At 72.7% G+C, this 12746-nt stretch carries 14 protein-coding genes; 8 read left to right on the top strand and 6 right to left on the bottom strand.

Annotated elements, in window-relative coordinates:
- Positions 1–9 precede the first annotated feature (9 nt).
- Complete coding sequence (locus tag P696_RS0101165; protein WP_026410901.1) at positions 10–399, bottom strand: RidA family protein; 390 nt, start codon at positions 397–399, stop codon at positions 10–12.
- Between the two features lie 66 nt (positions 400–465).
- On the opposite strand from P696_RS0101165, the gene P696_RS0101160 reads away from it, so the two are divergent.
- Complete coding sequence (locus P696_RS0101160; protein ID WP_026410900.1) at positions 466–1068, top strand: CGNR zinc finger domain-containing protein; 603 nt, start codon at positions 466–468, stop codon at positions 1066–1068.
- Positions 1069–1099: 31 nt separating this feature from the next.
- Here the strand turns inward: P696_RS0101160 and P696_RS0101155 are convergent, their stop codons facing one another.
- The 3 genes from P696_RS0101155 to P696_RS0101140 all read right to left on the bottom strand — a co-directional run bounded on the left by P696_RS0101155 (position 1100) and on the right by P696_RS0101140 (position 5162).
- The gene (locus P696_RS0101155; protein ID WP_026410899.1) at positions 1100–3544 is read right to left on the bottom strand and encodes a glycoside hydrolase family 3 protein; all 2445 of its coding nucleotides are present in this window, start codon (positions 3542–3544) and stop codon (positions 1100–1102) included.
- 241 nt (positions 3545–3785) lie between these two features.
- Positions 3786–4253: a hypothetical protein gene (locus P696_RS0101145; RefSeq protein ID WP_051466534.1), complete on the bottom strand. Its 468-nt coding sequence runs from the start codon at positions 4251–4253 to the stop codon at positions 3786–3788.
- Positions 4254–4505: 252 nt separating this feature from the next.
- A complete protein-coding gene (locus P696_RS0101140; RefSeq protein WP_026410897.1) occupies positions 4506–5162 on the bottom strand; it encodes an SDR family NAD(P)-dependent oxidoreductase in 657 nt (218 codons plus the stop codon).
- A 171-nt stretch (positions 5163–5333) separates the two neighbouring features.
- On the opposite strand from P696_RS0101140, the gene P696_RS42430 reads away from it, so the two are divergent.
- From P696_RS42430 to P696_RS0101105, 7 genes are all read left to right on the top strand, one after another.
- Positions 5334–6512, top strand: coding sequence for a sensor histidine kinase (locus P696_RS42430; protein ID WP_157429450.1), 1179 nt, complete (start codon positions 5334–5336; stop codon positions 6510–6512).
- 19 nt (positions 6513–6531) lie between these two features.
- The gene (locus P696_RS0101130) at positions 6532–7185 is read left to right on the top strand and encodes a response regulator transcription factor (RefSeq protein ID WP_425394125.1); all 654 of its coding nucleotides are present in this window, start codon (positions 6532–6534) and stop codon (positions 7183–7185) included.
- A 132-nt stretch (positions 7186–7317) separates the two neighbouring features.
- Entirely contained in the window at positions 7318–8262 is a 945-nt protein-coding gene (locus P696_RS42425) for an ABC transporter ATP-binding protein (RefSeq protein ID WP_051466532.1), read from the top strand.
- A complete protein-coding gene (locus P696_RS0101120; RefSeq protein WP_026410895.1) occupies positions 8259–9038 on the top strand; it encodes an ABC transporter permease subunit in 780 nt (259 codons plus the stop codon). The genes P696_RS42425 and P696_RS0101120 overlap by 4 nt, the downstream gene beginning before the upstream one ends.
- 82 nt (positions 9039–9120) lie before the next feature.
- Complete coding sequence (locus tag P696_RS0101115; RefSeq protein WP_084336629.1) at positions 9121–10320, top strand: sensor histidine kinase; 1200 nt, start codon at positions 9121–9123, stop codon at positions 10318–10320.
- Complete coding sequence (locus P696_RS0101110) at positions 10317–11003, top strand: response regulator transcription factor (RefSeq protein ID WP_026410893.1); 687 nt, start codon at positions 10317–10319, stop codon at positions 11001–11003. Before P696_RS0101115 ends, P696_RS0101110 begins: the two co-directional genes overlap by 4 nt.
- 80 nt (positions 11004–11083) lie before the next feature.
- Entirely contained in the window at positions 11084–11692 is a 609-nt protein-coding gene (locus tag P696_RS0101105) for a hypothetical protein (RefSeq protein ID WP_051466527.1), read from the top strand.
- A 64-nt stretch (positions 11693–11756) separates the two neighbouring features.
- On the opposite strand, the gene P696_RS0101100 is transcribed toward P696_RS0101105, so the two are convergent.
- Positions 11757–12275, bottom strand: coding sequence for a pyridoxamine 5'-phosphate oxidase family protein (locus P696_RS0101100; protein ID WP_026410891.1), 519 nt, complete (start codon positions 12273–12275; stop codon positions 11757–11759).
- A gap of 82 nt (positions 12276–12357) precedes the next feature.
- Positions 12358–12711 (bottom strand): winged helix-turn-helix transcriptional regulator, encoded by a 354-nt coding sequence (locus tag P696_RS0101095; RefSeq protein WP_211245573.1) that lies wholly within the window; start codon positions 12709–12711, stop codon positions 12358–12360.
- Positions 12712–12746 lie beyond the last annotated feature (35 nt).

The raw sequence follows: 12746 nt of genomic DNA, 5'->3' as shown, positions 1-12746 counted from the left end.
GGTGTGGGGTCAGAGGGCGGCTACGGCGTCGATTTCCACGAGGTGGTCGGGGCCGAGGCCGGTGACCACGTGGACGGTGATGGCGGGTGGGGGGTTCTTGGGGTCCCAGATCTCCTGGAAGGCGGCGTAGCCGTCGTTGAAGGAATGGCCTTCCACGACGGCGACGCGCCAGTGGACGATGTCCGCCAGGGTCGCGCCCTCGCTCTCCAGGATGGTGGTGATGTTGCGGAGCGCCTGGGCGGCCTGGTCGGCGAGGGTGGGGCCGACGACCTTGCCGTCGGGGCCCACGCCGTTCTGGCCCCCGATGTAGATGGTCTTCGCGGGCTGCTCGACCACAACGGCCTGGCTGAACGCCGGGCTGCGGTGCATGCCCTCGGGGTTGATGTGACGGACGGTCATCGTTGCCCTCCTCGGAGACGAAACCCGTTTAAGGGGTGTCCATGTGAAACCAGTTATAGTGGTTTCATGCGCACGAGCACAACCGGTCGGGTTCTGCACGATCCCAAGGGCGGGTCATTTCGGTTCGACGCCGGGGCCGTATGCCTGGATTTCGCGCACACCGGGGGCGAGGGCCCGTACGCGGTGTTCGAGACGCTTCATGAGCCCGGCGACCTGGCCGAATGGCTGGCCGAGCCGCCGTTGTCGGTTGCCCTGACCGTTCCGGTCACGCCGTCCGAGCTGGTCGCGGCCAAGACGTTGCGGCAGGCCGTCTGGGTCGTCGCGCACGCTCGCGCCGACGGGCTGCCGCTCGCGGCCGAGGACGTGGCGGTCATCAACCGGGCCGCTTCCGCGCCTGCGTTGGCTCCGGAGTTGGCCGCGGACGGCGGCTCCGTGGGGTGGGCGCCGCCGGTGACGGCCACGCAGGCGCTGTCGACGATGGCCAGGGAGATGATCGAGCTGCTGACCGGGCCGCTCGCCGGGCGCATCCGGGAGTGTGCGAGCGACAACTGCCCGCTCGTGTTCGTCGACTCGTCCCGTCCGGGGGCGCGGCGCTGGTGCTCGATGGAGCGGTGCGGCAACCGGCACAAGCTTCGCGCCCACCGTGCTCGTCAGTCGACCGACGGCTGAGCCCGACGCGCCTGAACCTGGTGGGCGCGGGTCAGGGGATGGTGAGGGTTGTTGTGAGGCGCAGGTCGGTGGCGTCGTGGGCGGCGTGGATTCGGTAGTCACCGGGGACGGTCGTCCAGGTGGAAGTTTCCTCATCCCAGATCTGGAAGGCGCGGAGCGGTAGGGGCACCTCGATGTCGGCCATCTCGCCAGGGGCGGCGGTCGCGGTGGCGAAGCCTGCCAGCCAGTGGGTGGGGCGGGACGGGTCCGCCTCGGCCGGGCCTACGTAGAGTTGCACGGTCTCTCGGCCCGGACGGTCGCCGGTGTTGCGGACGCGGACGCGCGCGGAGTCGGCGGTCGTCTCCAAGGTCTCGTAGGTCCAGGTGGTGTAGCCGAGGCCGTGTCCGAACGGGTAGGCGGGGACGGCCGGGTGGCGCTGCCAGGCGCGGTAGCCGATGAAGACGCCCTCGTCGTAGGGCAGGACGCCGTCCTCGGGGGTGACGCGGGTGACCGGGGCGTCGGTGAGGCGGGCAAGCCAGGTGGTGGGGAGGCGTCCGCCGGGCTCGTCAAGGCCCAGCAGGACGTCCGCCAGCGCGGCCCCGCCCTCCTGACCTGGGAACCAGGACAGGAGGACCGCCGCCACGTCGTCGCGCCACGGCATCTCGACCGGCGATCCGGCGTTCACGACGACGACGGTGCGGGGGTTGGCGGCGGCGACCCGTGCGACCAGGTCGTCCTGGCGTCCGGGCAGGCGCAGGGTCTCGCGGTCGAAGCCCTCGCTCTCGACGGCCTCGGTCGTGGCGACCACGACGACCGCGACGTCGGCGGACGCGGCGGCGGCCACCGCGCGGTCGATCAGGGGGTCGTCGGAGCGCGCGGGCGCGGCGTGCGCGAGGGCGAAGGAGACTCCGCGCAGGTCGCCGTACTCCATCTTGGGAGTGGTGGCGAGCAGGACGACCTCGACCGGTTCACCTGCGCGCAGTTCGATGTCGCCGCGTGGGATCGGACGGCCCGTGAGGGCTTCCAGAGGGTCCGCGCCCGCTGAGCGGTGCTCTCCGTCGAACAGGACGTGGCCGTCCACGGTGAGAGTGAACGCCCCGACGCCTCGCGTGCCGAAGGTGTGCGAACCGGATTCCCGCGGGGTGAAACGGCCGGTCAGCTCGACCGTCGCGAGCGCGTCGTAGTCGACGCCGCCCGGCAGGGACGAGTCCGTCCAGCGGATGCGCCCGCTCGTGACCTCCTGTTGGGCGAGCACCGCGCCGCGCTCGGCGCGCAGGACCGTCCACAGGTCGAAGCCCTCCCCCGCGACGGCGAGCGCCTCGGTGAGGTCGGTTCCGGGTTCGTGGGTGAGCGGAGTCGCCTCGGGGAGGGCGTCGCGCAGGGCGTCCAGGAGGGACACGACGCGTTCGGGGAAGACGGTGGCCGAGCCGCCGCCGAGGACGCGCGGTGCCTCGGCGGCGCGTCCGATGAGCGCGATGCCGCCCGGAAGTACCGCCGGGTCCAGGGGAAGGACGCTCGCGCGGTTGTGCAGCAGGACGAAGGAGCGCGTCGCGATCTCGCGAGCCACCGCGCGGCCGTCCTCGGGGACAGGGCGGCTCTCGGCGGGCACTTCGGGAGGGAGGCCGTCGAGCAGGCCGACGCGGGCGGCCAGCCGCAGGACGTTCCGGACGGCGTCGTCCACGCTCTTCTCGCTCACGCGCCCGTCCCGGACGGCCGCCGCCAGCGCGCGCCCGAACACCGTGCGCGGGCCGGGCATCGCGACGTCCAGCCCGCCCTCGATCGCCCGGACGGTGTCGCGGGCCGCCAGCCAGTCCGACACCACCACGCCGTCGAAGCCCCACTCGCCGCGCAGCACGCCGGACTGGAGCTCCCGGTTCTCGGTCATGGTCGGGCCGTTGACGGCGTTGTAGGCCGACATCACCAGCCACGGCCGGGCCTCCGCGACGATCTGCTCGAACGGCGCGAGGTACAGCTCGCGCAGCGCGCGCTCCCCGATCCGGTTCGTCACGGTGAACCGCTCGGTCTCGGCGTCGTTGGCGACGAAGTGCTTCACCGTCGCGGCGACGCCGCACTCCTGGACGCCGGTGACGTGGGCCGCGCCGATGCGGGCGGTGAGCAGCGGGTCCTCGGAGTAGCACTCGAAGTGCCGTCCGCCGAGCGGTGACCGGTGCAGGTTGACGGTCGGCGCGAGCAGGACGTGCACGCCCTTGCGATGGGCTTCGGCCGCGAGGGCCCGTCCGGCGCGTCGGGCCAGGTCCGGGTCCCAGGTCGCGGCGAGGGCGGTCGGGCTCGGCAGGGTGAGGGACGTGTCGGACGGGTCGAACGCGGTCCCGCGCACTCCGACCGGGCCGTCCGACATCACGATCGAGGCGAGGCCGATCTCGGGCAGCGCGGGCAGGGTCCAGAGGTCCTGCCCGGACAGCAGGCTCGCCTTGGCGTCCAGGTCGAGCCGGGCGAGGGCCTCCTCGACGCGGGCTTCACGGTCTGCGGCGTTCATCGGCGGAGTGCTCCTCAGGCGGTGGCCCGTTCCGGGTCGGCTTCCAGGTCGAACAGCAGCGTGCCGAACGCGAACGGATTCGACAACGCGCCACCACACGCGCACACGCAGGCCCTCCCCGTGGAACCGGGGAGGGCCTGCGTTTCCGGGAGCGCCCTGCTCTTCTGATGGTGGCTGGACAGAAGGGCCGGGCTCCCGGCGTCCTATCTCCGAGCCGTGCTGATGAGGTGACCTGGTAGTGCTAGGTGAGCAAGAGGCTGTTGTACGAACCGATGTCCTTGACGTCGTGGAACTGTCCGGGACCGATCCAGATGTCGCAGTTGTTTCCGTCTTGGCCGTGACACACGTAAACCCGTCCGTTGTGCGTCGACGTGGCGTACTGGTTGTTCATCACGCGCTTGGTGCCGTACAGGTTGTAGAACCGGGCGGCACCGTACTCGTAGAAGCGGTAGATGGGCTGGCTGTTGTTCCAGTCCGCGCCAGGGTAGATGCAGACGGTCCCGCTTGCGCATCCGTAGTAGGCGAGCAGACCAGGCTTGGAGGCGTCGCCGGTTCGGGCGTCGGCCTTCCCGTGCAGCGGGATGACGATGCCCTTGCCGGCCACGGGGGTCTGGACGGTGGCGTTGGCGGGGCCGGTGCTGACGGCGCCGAGGAGTGCGGTGGCCGCGCCGAGCACGGCGACGGCGCGGACGCTCGATCTGATCTTCATTGGGTGGTCCCTTCCCTGTCCGACGATCACGGACGACCTCTTGACCGGTGACCTTTCGGCTGGTCAGACCCCACTCTGGGACGCACGGGTTTGTCCGACAATCCCCATCCGTCACTCCAGACAAAGCAGCGAAGCTCCAGACAAAGCGGCGGACGCCGCGTGAGCCGTGGCCGCGAGCGAGGAGGGGCCTCCGTCGTAGCGGCCCGCCGGAGTTCGTCGCCGCAGCCGCGCGCGTGGGACCGCGCCGACAGGTCAGGAGCGGCCGGTGTGGAGGGCTTCGTGCTGCCAGTCGGGGCGGGGCTGCTCGTGCAGGCGCCAGTAGTGCTCGGCGATGTCGTCGGGGTCGAAGTCGGTGCCGGGGGCGACCGGGCCGGCGATCGTGACGCTCGCCGCGTGCACCCCGGCCTCGCCGTACTGCTGGTCGATGAGCGTGACCAGCGTCCGGACGCCCGCCTTGCCCAGGGAGAGGCTGACGTACTCCGGCTTCGGCTCGGGCATGCCGCCGGTGATCAGGAACGTCCCGCCGCCGCGCTCGGCCATGGCCGGGGCGAGGCGGGCGGCGGCGTTGGCCGCGCCGACCACGTTGACCGCCCACGCGTCCATGTGCTCGCGCACCGACAGCTCGCCCAGGACGTCCGGACGGATGAGGGCGGCGTTGTAGACGACGACGTCCGGGACGCCGTGCTCGCCGACGGCCTTGTCGAGCGCGGCGTCCAGGTCGGTCCTGTCAGCGGCGTCGGCCGTGAACGTGGCGACCGGCACGCCGGTGGAGGCGAGCGCGTCCGCCGCCTCGCGCAGGGTCTTCTCACTCCGGGCCAGCAGGGCGACCGGCAGTCCCTCCACGGCGAACCTGCGCGCCACGGCCTGCCCGACTCCCGGACCCGCTCCGATGATCACCACACCCGGCATCGTCGCCACCTCGTCTCTTCAAGATCTTTTGAGGGGACGACCCTAATGCCTGACATCGATGTGAAGGTCAAGTCCAGGGCGGTCACGTCCCCGGCGGGGATAGACCAAAGTCGATGGGCGGGCGACCGTTGGCGGGCCCGCGCGGGACGGACGGTCGATAGCGTCGCTTTCGTGAGAGATGGGCGGTCTGCCCGGGAATGGGCCGGGGACCTCGGCGTCACGGCGCTCGGAGCGGTGTTGGCGCTGGTCACGAACGGGCTGTCCCAGATCGACCAGCCGAGCCAGAACAGCACGTCGGCGCAGGCGCGGGAGCTGGTGCTCGGCGTGCTGTGCTGCCTGGCGGTGCTGCTGTTCCGGCGGAACCGTCCGGTGGCGCTGGCGATCGGGCTGATCCTGGCGCAGTTCACCGGGGCCGCCGCGTACGGGGTCGCGGCGATCGCGGTGTTCAACGTCGCGGTACTGCGGCCGTGGCGGGCGGCGGTGCCGATCGCGCTGGCCGAGACGACGGTCGTGTGCGGGCTGATGGCGCTGACCACCACGTCCCGGCAGGGGTTCGTGGAGGGGGCGGTCGTCTTCTCGCTGCTGCACGCCGTCCTGGTCACGGCGGGGATGCTCGTCCGGTCGCGGCGGCTGCTGGTCGAGTCGCTGCGGGAGCGGGCCCGGCAGGCGGAGGAGGGGCAGCGGCTGCGCGTCGAGGAGGCGCGGCTGCTGGAGCGCGAGCGGCTCGCGCGCGAGATGCACGACGTCCTGGCGCACCGGATCTCGCTGCTCGCCGTCCACGCCGGGGCCCTGGAGTTCGGCCCGGACGCGCCGCAGGCGCAGCGCGAGGCCGCCGGGATCATCCGGCGGGGCGCGTACGAGGCCATGGAGGACCTGCGGGAGGTCATCGGCGTCCTGCGCGCCGTCCCGGAGGTCCCGGACGACGCCCCGGAGCGTCCGCAGCCGACGCTCGCCGACCTCCCGTCCCTGATCACCGAGGCCCGCGCCGCCGGAGACCGCCTCGAGCTGGACGATCGGGTGGGGGCGGGCGGAGGCGTGCCCGAGCGGATCGGACGGCACGCCTACCGGATCGTCCAGGAGGGGCTGACGAACGCGCGGAAGCACGCTCCCGGGGCTCGCGTGCGGGTGGGGCTGCTCGCCGAGGGCGGGGAGCTGGTCGTCCGGATCGAGAACCCGCTTCCGCCGGGGGCCGGGGAGGCCGGACGGGCGGTCTCGGGGCTGCCCGGGGCGGGGGCCGGGCTGCTCGGCCTGGGCGAGCGGGTCGCGCTGGTCGGCGGGACGCTGAGCCACGGCCGGACGCCGGAGGGAACGTTCCTGCTGGTGGCGCGGCTACCGGTGGGTGAACCATAAGGTGGAGGGTGTGGCTGAGGTGATCCGGGTGCTCATCGTGGACGACGATCCGCTCGTCCGCGCGGGGCTGACGATGATGCTGGCGGGCGCGGACGACCTGGAGATCGTCGCGGACGTCGCCGACGGCGCCGAGGTCGTCGCCGCCGTGAACGCGCACCGCCCGGACGTGGTGCTGATGGACATCCGGATGCCGCGCGTGGACGGCCTGGCCGCGACCCAGCTGCTGCGCTCCCGGCGCGAGCCGCCGGAGATCATCATCCTGACCACGTTCGACACCGACGACCACATCCTGCGGGCGATGCGCGCGGGCGCGAGCGGCTTCCTGCTCAAGCACACCCCGCCGCCGGAGATCATGCGGGCGGTCCGGCAGGTCGCGGCCGGGGAGCCGATGCTGTCCCCGGCGGTGCTGCGCAAGATGATGGGGTACGTCGCCGAGGCGGGCGTCGACCCGCGGCAGGAGCGGGCGCGCGCCCTGCTCGACCGGCTCAGCGAGGGTGAGCTGGCGGTCGCCACGCGCGTCGGACGCGGCCTGACCAACAGCGAGATCGGCCGCGAGCTGTCGCTGAGCGTCGCGACGGTGAAGGCGTACGTGTCGCGGCTGCTGGCGAAGCTGGAGCTCAACAACCGCGTCCAGATCGCGCTGCTCGTCCACGACGCCGCCCTGAACGACTGACTCCTCCCTGAACGACCGACCTCCCTGGACGGCCGACCCCCTCCTTTCGTGCCGTGCCCGATCGACCTCGGTCGATCATCCGCCGACTTTCGAATGTTCCGGACGTACCGGGCGAAAGGCCAGGCTGGGGGCATGATCGAAGTCGAGCGACTGACCAAGCGCTACGGCCCGACCACGGTGGTCGAGGACGTGAGTTTCGGGTGCCGCCCGGGCACCGTGACGGGGTTCCTCGGGCCGAACGGCGCGGGCAAGTCCACCACGATGAGGATGCTCTGCGGCCTGACGCCCGCGACGTCCGGGACGGCGACGGTGCTCGGCGTGCCGTTCGCCTCGATTCCGAACCCCGGGCGGCACGTCGGGGTGCTGCTGGACGCGTCGGCGCAGCACGCGGGACGGACCGGACGCGAGACCCTCGCGCTGACCGCGCGGGTCCTCGGCGTCCCGGCGAAGCGCGCGGACGAGATGCTCGAGACGGTCGGGCTGGCCGGCAAGGCCGCGGGCCGCCGGGTCGGGAACTACTCGCTCGGCATGCGGCAGCGGCTCGGGATCGCGCAGGCGCTGGTCGGCGACCCGTCCGTGCTGGTCCTGGACGAGCCCGCCAACGGCCTGGACCCCGAGGGCATCTACTGGATGCGGACGCTGCTGCGCGACTTCGCCGACCGGGGCGGCGCGGTGCTGCTGTCCTCGCACCTGCTGCACGAGGTGGAGGCGGTCGCCGACACGCTGGTGGTGATCGCGGGCGGACGCGTCGTCGCGAACGGGGCCAAGTCCGACCTGCTCGCGCCGTCCGGCCGGACGTTCGTCCGCGCCCTGGACCCGGCGGCCCTGTACACCGCGCTGGTCGCGGCGGGCCTGCCGGTCCTGCGCCGCGAGCCCACCGGCGACGGCGGCGAGGCGTTCGTCGTGGAGGCCCCGGCCGAGGCGATCGGGCGGGCCGCCGCCGCGTCGCGGGCCGTCCTTCTGGAGCTTCGCCAGGCCGGCGGGGGCGGCCTGGAGGAGCTGTTCCTCACCCTGACCGGCGGGCAGGCCGGTCCGGCGACGCCGTCGCCGTCCGTTCCGCAGGAGGCTCTCCGATGACCGTGCTGGACCTCACGCAGGCCCCGGCGCGTCCGCCGCTCACGCGGCTCGCGCTGGTCGAGCTGGTCGAGCTGCGCAAGATGACCGACACCCGCGCGGGCCGCTGGCTGCTCGCGATCATCGCGCTGGTCGCGATCGCGACGGTCGTGGTGTTCATGGCCGTCCGCCCGGCGGACGAGCAGTCGGCGGGCCAGCTGTTCGGGCTGTCCCAGATCGGGGTGGGCCTGCTGCTGCCGGTCGTCGGGATCCTCGCGGTCACCGGCGAGTGGTCGCAGCGGACGGCGCTGACGACGTTCGCGCTCGTCCCGCAGCGGCTCCGGATCCTGACGGCGAAGGTGCTCGCGGCGGTCGTGCTCGCGACCGGGTTCGTCCTGCTCGGCCTGGTCCTCGGCGTCCTCGGCCGCGGGGTCGGCGGCGTCCTCGGGGTGTCGTCGGGCGAGTGGGACCTGCCGGTGCGCGCGATCGGCTCGATGCTGCTGGTCGAGGTCGCGACCGTCCTGATCGGCGTCGCGTTCGGCACGCTGCTGATGAACACGCCGGTCGCGATCGTCCTGTACTTCGTCCTCCCGACGGTCTGGACGACGGTCGGCTCGATGGTGAAGGCCCTGCGCGACGCGTCCGTGTGGCTCGACACGAACCGCGCCTTCGAGCCCCTGACCGGCGAAAGCGCGGCCACCGGCACCGAATGGGCCCGCGCGGGGACGGCCATCGCCCTCTGGATGGTCGTCCCCCTGGCCATCGGCGCCTACCGCCTGATGAAGCGCGAAGTGAAGTAGGACGACGAGGCCGTCTTCCGCTGGGAGGGCGGCCTCCATGCTTTGCGCGACGCGCGTCCCGGTTTGTGCGACGCTGCTGGCGATGGACGGGCGAATCGGGGCTTTCCGGGACACGTCGGTGCGCCGTTGGCGGGACGAGATCGCCAGGGTGCCGTGGGCCCTGGACGTCGCGGTCTGCGTGGTCGCGGCGGCGGGGAACGCGTACCGGATCGGCGCCGGGACGGTGGACGCCGGTGAGCGGGGCGCGGACGGCTGGGCGTTCGGGCTGGGGGTCGCGATGGCCGTCTGCCTGCTCGGACGGCGACGGTGGCCCGCGTCCGTCCTGGCGGTGGTGGCGGGCCTGTGGCTCGTCTACCACCTGCTCGACTATCCGGGCGGGGCTCCGGCGGTCGCCGTCTGGGTGGCCTTGTACTCGGTGGCGGTCGCGCGACGGCGGTGGCCGGGGCTCGTCGTGGCGGCTCTGCTCATCGTGGCGGACCTGGCCGGACGGGCGCGGCACACCGGGGCCGAGGTGTTCGATTCCGTCCTGGACGGGTCGACCGTGGTGTTCGTGGCGATGCTGCTGCTCGGGGACTCCGTCCGCAGCAGGCGGGCCCGGCGGGCGGAGTTCGAGGGGCGGCTCGCGGCACTGGCCGAGCGGCGGGAGCACGAGACCGCGCAGCGCGTGGCCGAGGAGCGGATCCGGGTCGCCCGCGAGTTGCATGACGTGTCGGCGCACACGATCGCGGTGATCGGGGTCCAGTCGAGCGTGGCGGCGGAGTTCCTGGACGACGATCCCCCGCGCGCGCGTGAGGCGCTGCTGGCGGTGCGCCGGGCGACGAGCGAAGCCCTCGGGGAGTTGAGGGCGACCGTCCGCGTGCTGCGCGAAGAGGGAGACACCGAGGGGACGACGCCCTCACCTGGGCTGGACGACTTGGAACGTCTCGCCGCGTCTTACGGGGACGCCGGGCCGCGCATCGTCCTGCGGGCGGAGGGCGAGCCGCACGCGGTGCCGCGGCTCGTCGGGCTGACGGCGTACCGGATCGTCCAGGAGGCACTGGCCAACGCCCTGCGGCACGGGGATCCCGAGACGGTCGAGGTCGTCGTCCGCTACCGTGACGACGGTCTTGATCTTGAGATTCGGGACGACGGCCGGGGCGCGGAGGACGGGACGTCCGGCGGGCACGGGCTGCGGGGCATGGCCGAGCGCGCCGCGGGACTGGGCGGACGGGTCGAGGCCAGGACGGCCCCGGAGGGCGGGTTCCGGGTGCGCGCGTGGCTGCCCGGCGGAGGGACGACATGATCCGGGTGCTGCTGGCCGACGACCAGACGCTGGTGCGCGCCGGGTTCAGAATGCTGCTCGAGCGCGCGGACGACATCGAGGTCGTCGGCGAGGCGGCCGACGGAGACGAGGCCGTCGCGCTCGCGCGGACGCACCGACCCGACGTCGTCCTGATGGACGTGCGGATGCCCGGCACGGACGGCCTGGCCGCGACCCGGGCCGTCCTCGCGGACGAACGGCTCGCCGCGACCAAGGTCGTGGTGCTGACGACGTTCGACGACGACGAGTACGTGTTCGGGGCGCTTCACGCGGGCGCGAGCGGCTTCCTCCTCAAGGACATCGACCCCGAGGGGCTGCGGCAGGCCGTCCGGACGGTGATGGCGGGCGACGCGCTGCTCGCGCCGAGCGTGACCAGGCGGCTGATCTCGGCGTTCGTGGGCCGCGCGGACGGAACGGCCCGGACGGGCCGCGCGCCGGTCGAGCCGGAGCGTCTGGCGGCGCTCACCGCCCGCGAGCGGGAGGTCGTGACGCTGGTCGCGGAGGGCCTGACCAACCAGGACATCGCCGTCCGGCTGGCGATGCGTCCGATGACCGCGAAGACGCACGTCAACCGGGCGATGGCGAAGCTCGGCGCCCGCGACCGGGCCCACCTGGTCGTGATCGCCTTCCAGACCGGGCTGGCCGGGATACCGCGCCCGGAGTAGCGGCCCTGCCGCGAACGCCGTACCGCGATGCAGTCCGAGGGCCGACGGAATGGATCGCGCGTTTCTCTAGCGTCCAGGGCATGGCTTCACACACGAGATTCATCGCCGGGAGCTGCCTGATACTCGCCCCGGTCGTCCAGGCCCTTTCGACGTTCTTCTGGGAAGGCGACCGGCAGGGAATCACCACCGGCACGCTCATCATGCTCGCGACCCTCGGCTGGATCGTCGGCCTCGCCCGCGTCTTCCACGACATCGAGGAGCGCGTCCCCCGCTATGCGGCGGTCGCCTGGCCGCTGGCCGTCTACGGCTGCCTCGGCGGCGCCTCCTTCGGCCTCCAGGGCCTGTCCGAAGAGCTCTTCGGAGTCAGCCACGACCAGGCGGTCAAGCTCATGGGAGAACACCCGGCCGCCGCGTTCCTCACGCTGTGGGTCGCCGGAGTGCTGTTCCCGACCAGCATGATCGCGCTCGGGGTCGTGCTGACGCGCATCAGGTACGTGCCGCTGCCGACCGGCGTCCTCATCGTGGTCGGGGCCGTCGTCTTCCCGCTGAGCAGAATCCCCCGCGAGGTCGTCATCGCCCACGTCGCCGACCTCATCCTGATCCTGCCCTTCGCCCACCTCGGCTTCCTGATGCTGACGCGGAGGCCGTCCCGGACCTCGCGCAGGTCGTCCGAAATGCAGCACGCCTAGCGGACAGCCCTGGCGATGCCGATCCCGCTGGCCTTCTCGTGGCGCGGACGACGTCCAGCGACGGTCAGGCGAAGCGCCAGCGGGTGGCGCCGAAGGGTTCGGCGAGGGCGACGCCGACGCCCGCGTGGACGGTGAAGCGGAAGAGGTGCCAGGGGCCCGGACCGGCGCTCTGTGCGCTGTAGGGCGCGGTGATCGCGTCGCCGTCCTGCTCGGCGGGCCAGCCGCCCGCGGCGTAGACGGCGGCGACGCGGGCGATCTCGGCCTGGTCGGTGGTGCGGGCGGCGTCCCCTTCCAGGACGAGGTCGACGCCGGGCAGCCGCATGGAGATCGTGCAGGCCGGGTTGGCCTCGAGGCGCTGCGACTTGCGGGTCTTCGGTCCGCTGGTGAAGTACAGGTGGCCCTCGGACTCGGCGGCTCCGATGCCCGCCGAGTGCGGACGACCGTGCGGGCCGACCGTCCCGAGGAAGACGGCGGTCTCCATGAGCGGGAGCCCCTCGTCCAGGGCGGCGGCCACCCGGTCCCAGGGCAGCTTCGCGTCGCCGTAGATGTTGAGATCGGTCGCCTCGACGGGTTCTGCCAGCATGGTCTCTCCTTCGTCGGTGTGTCAGGAGTGACCGCCGGGCGGGCGCGAACTCCTCGGCGCCGAACTCGTCGGCGGTCGAGGATCATCCTGCCTCGCTTGCCTCCTGAGCTGCGAGGAGTTCCTCGGCGTGTCCCTCGAGCCAGTGGCCGAGGGCGAGGAGCGGGCCCTCCAGGAGGGTGCGGCCGAGCGGGGTCAGCGCGTACTCGACCCGGGGCGGGGCCTCGGCGAACGAACGGCGCGCGACCAGGCCGTTCGCGAGCAGCCGGTGCAGGGACTCGGTCAGCACCTTGTCGCTGACGCCGCCGATGGCGTTCTTCAGGACGCGGCGGCGCAGCGGCTCGCCGCGCAGCGCGACGATGACGAGCGGGTCCCAGGTGTGGGCGAAGAGTTCGAGCCCGGAGCGCAGCTGGCAGTCGACGATGAGTTCATCGGTCACCCGTCCATGGTCCCCGATCCGAGACGCACCGATCG

Origin of the sequence: Actinomadura oligospora ATCC 43269 (assembly GCF_000518265.1) — a bacterium.
In the GTDB taxonomy this organism is placed as follows: Bacteria; Actinomycetota; Actinomycetes; order Streptosporangiales; family Streptosporangiaceae; genus Spirillospora; species Spirillospora oligospora.
The sequence above is the reverse complement of the archived record's forward strand: the minus strand, read 5'-3'. Positions and strand labels throughout refer to the sequence as shown.

Coding starts and splice junctions, on each gene's coding strand:
- P696_RS0101120 (WP_026410895.1), top strand. CDS start 8,259: ATGACCGTGCTGGACCTCACGCAGGCCCCGGCGCGTCCGCCGCTCACG.
- P696_RS0101140 (WP_026410897.1), bottom strand. CDS start 5,162: ATGCCGGGTGTGGTGATCATCGGAGCGGGTCCGGGAGTCGGGCAGGCC.
- P696_RS0101105 (WP_051466527.1), top strand. CDS start 11,084: ATGGCTTCACACACGAGATTCATCGCCGGGAGCTGCCTGATACTCGCC.
- P696_RS0101110 (WP_026410893.1), top strand. CDS start 10,317: ATGATCCGGGTGCTGCTGGCCGACGACCAGACGCTGGTGCGCGCCGGG.
- P696_RS0101155 (WP_026410899.1), bottom strand. CDS start 3,544: ATGAACGCCGCAGACCGTGAAGCCCGCGTCGAGGAGGCCCTCGCCCGG.
- P696_RS42425 (WP_051466532.1), top strand. CDS start 7,318: ATGATCGAAGTCGAGCGACTGACCAAGCGCTACGGCCCGACCACGGTG.
- P696_RS0101165 (WP_026410901.1), bottom strand. CDS start 399: ATGACCGTCCGTCACATCAACCCCGAGGGCATGCACCGCAGCCCGGCG.
- P696_RS0101115 (WP_084336629.1), top strand. CDS start 9,121: ATGGACGGGCGAATCGGGGCTTTCCGGGACACGTCGGTGCGCCGTTGG.
- P696_RS0101100 (WP_026410891.1), bottom strand. CDS start 12,275: ATGCTGGCAGAACCCGTCGAGGCGACCGATCTCAACATCTACGGCGAC.
- P696_RS0101145 (WP_051466534.1), bottom strand. CDS start 4,253: ATGAAGATCAGATCGAGCGTCCGCGCCGTCGCCGTGCTCGGCGCGGCC.
- P696_RS0101160 (WP_026410900.1), top strand. CDS start 466: ATGCGCACGAGCACAACCGGTCGGGTTCTGCACGATCCCAAGGGCGGG.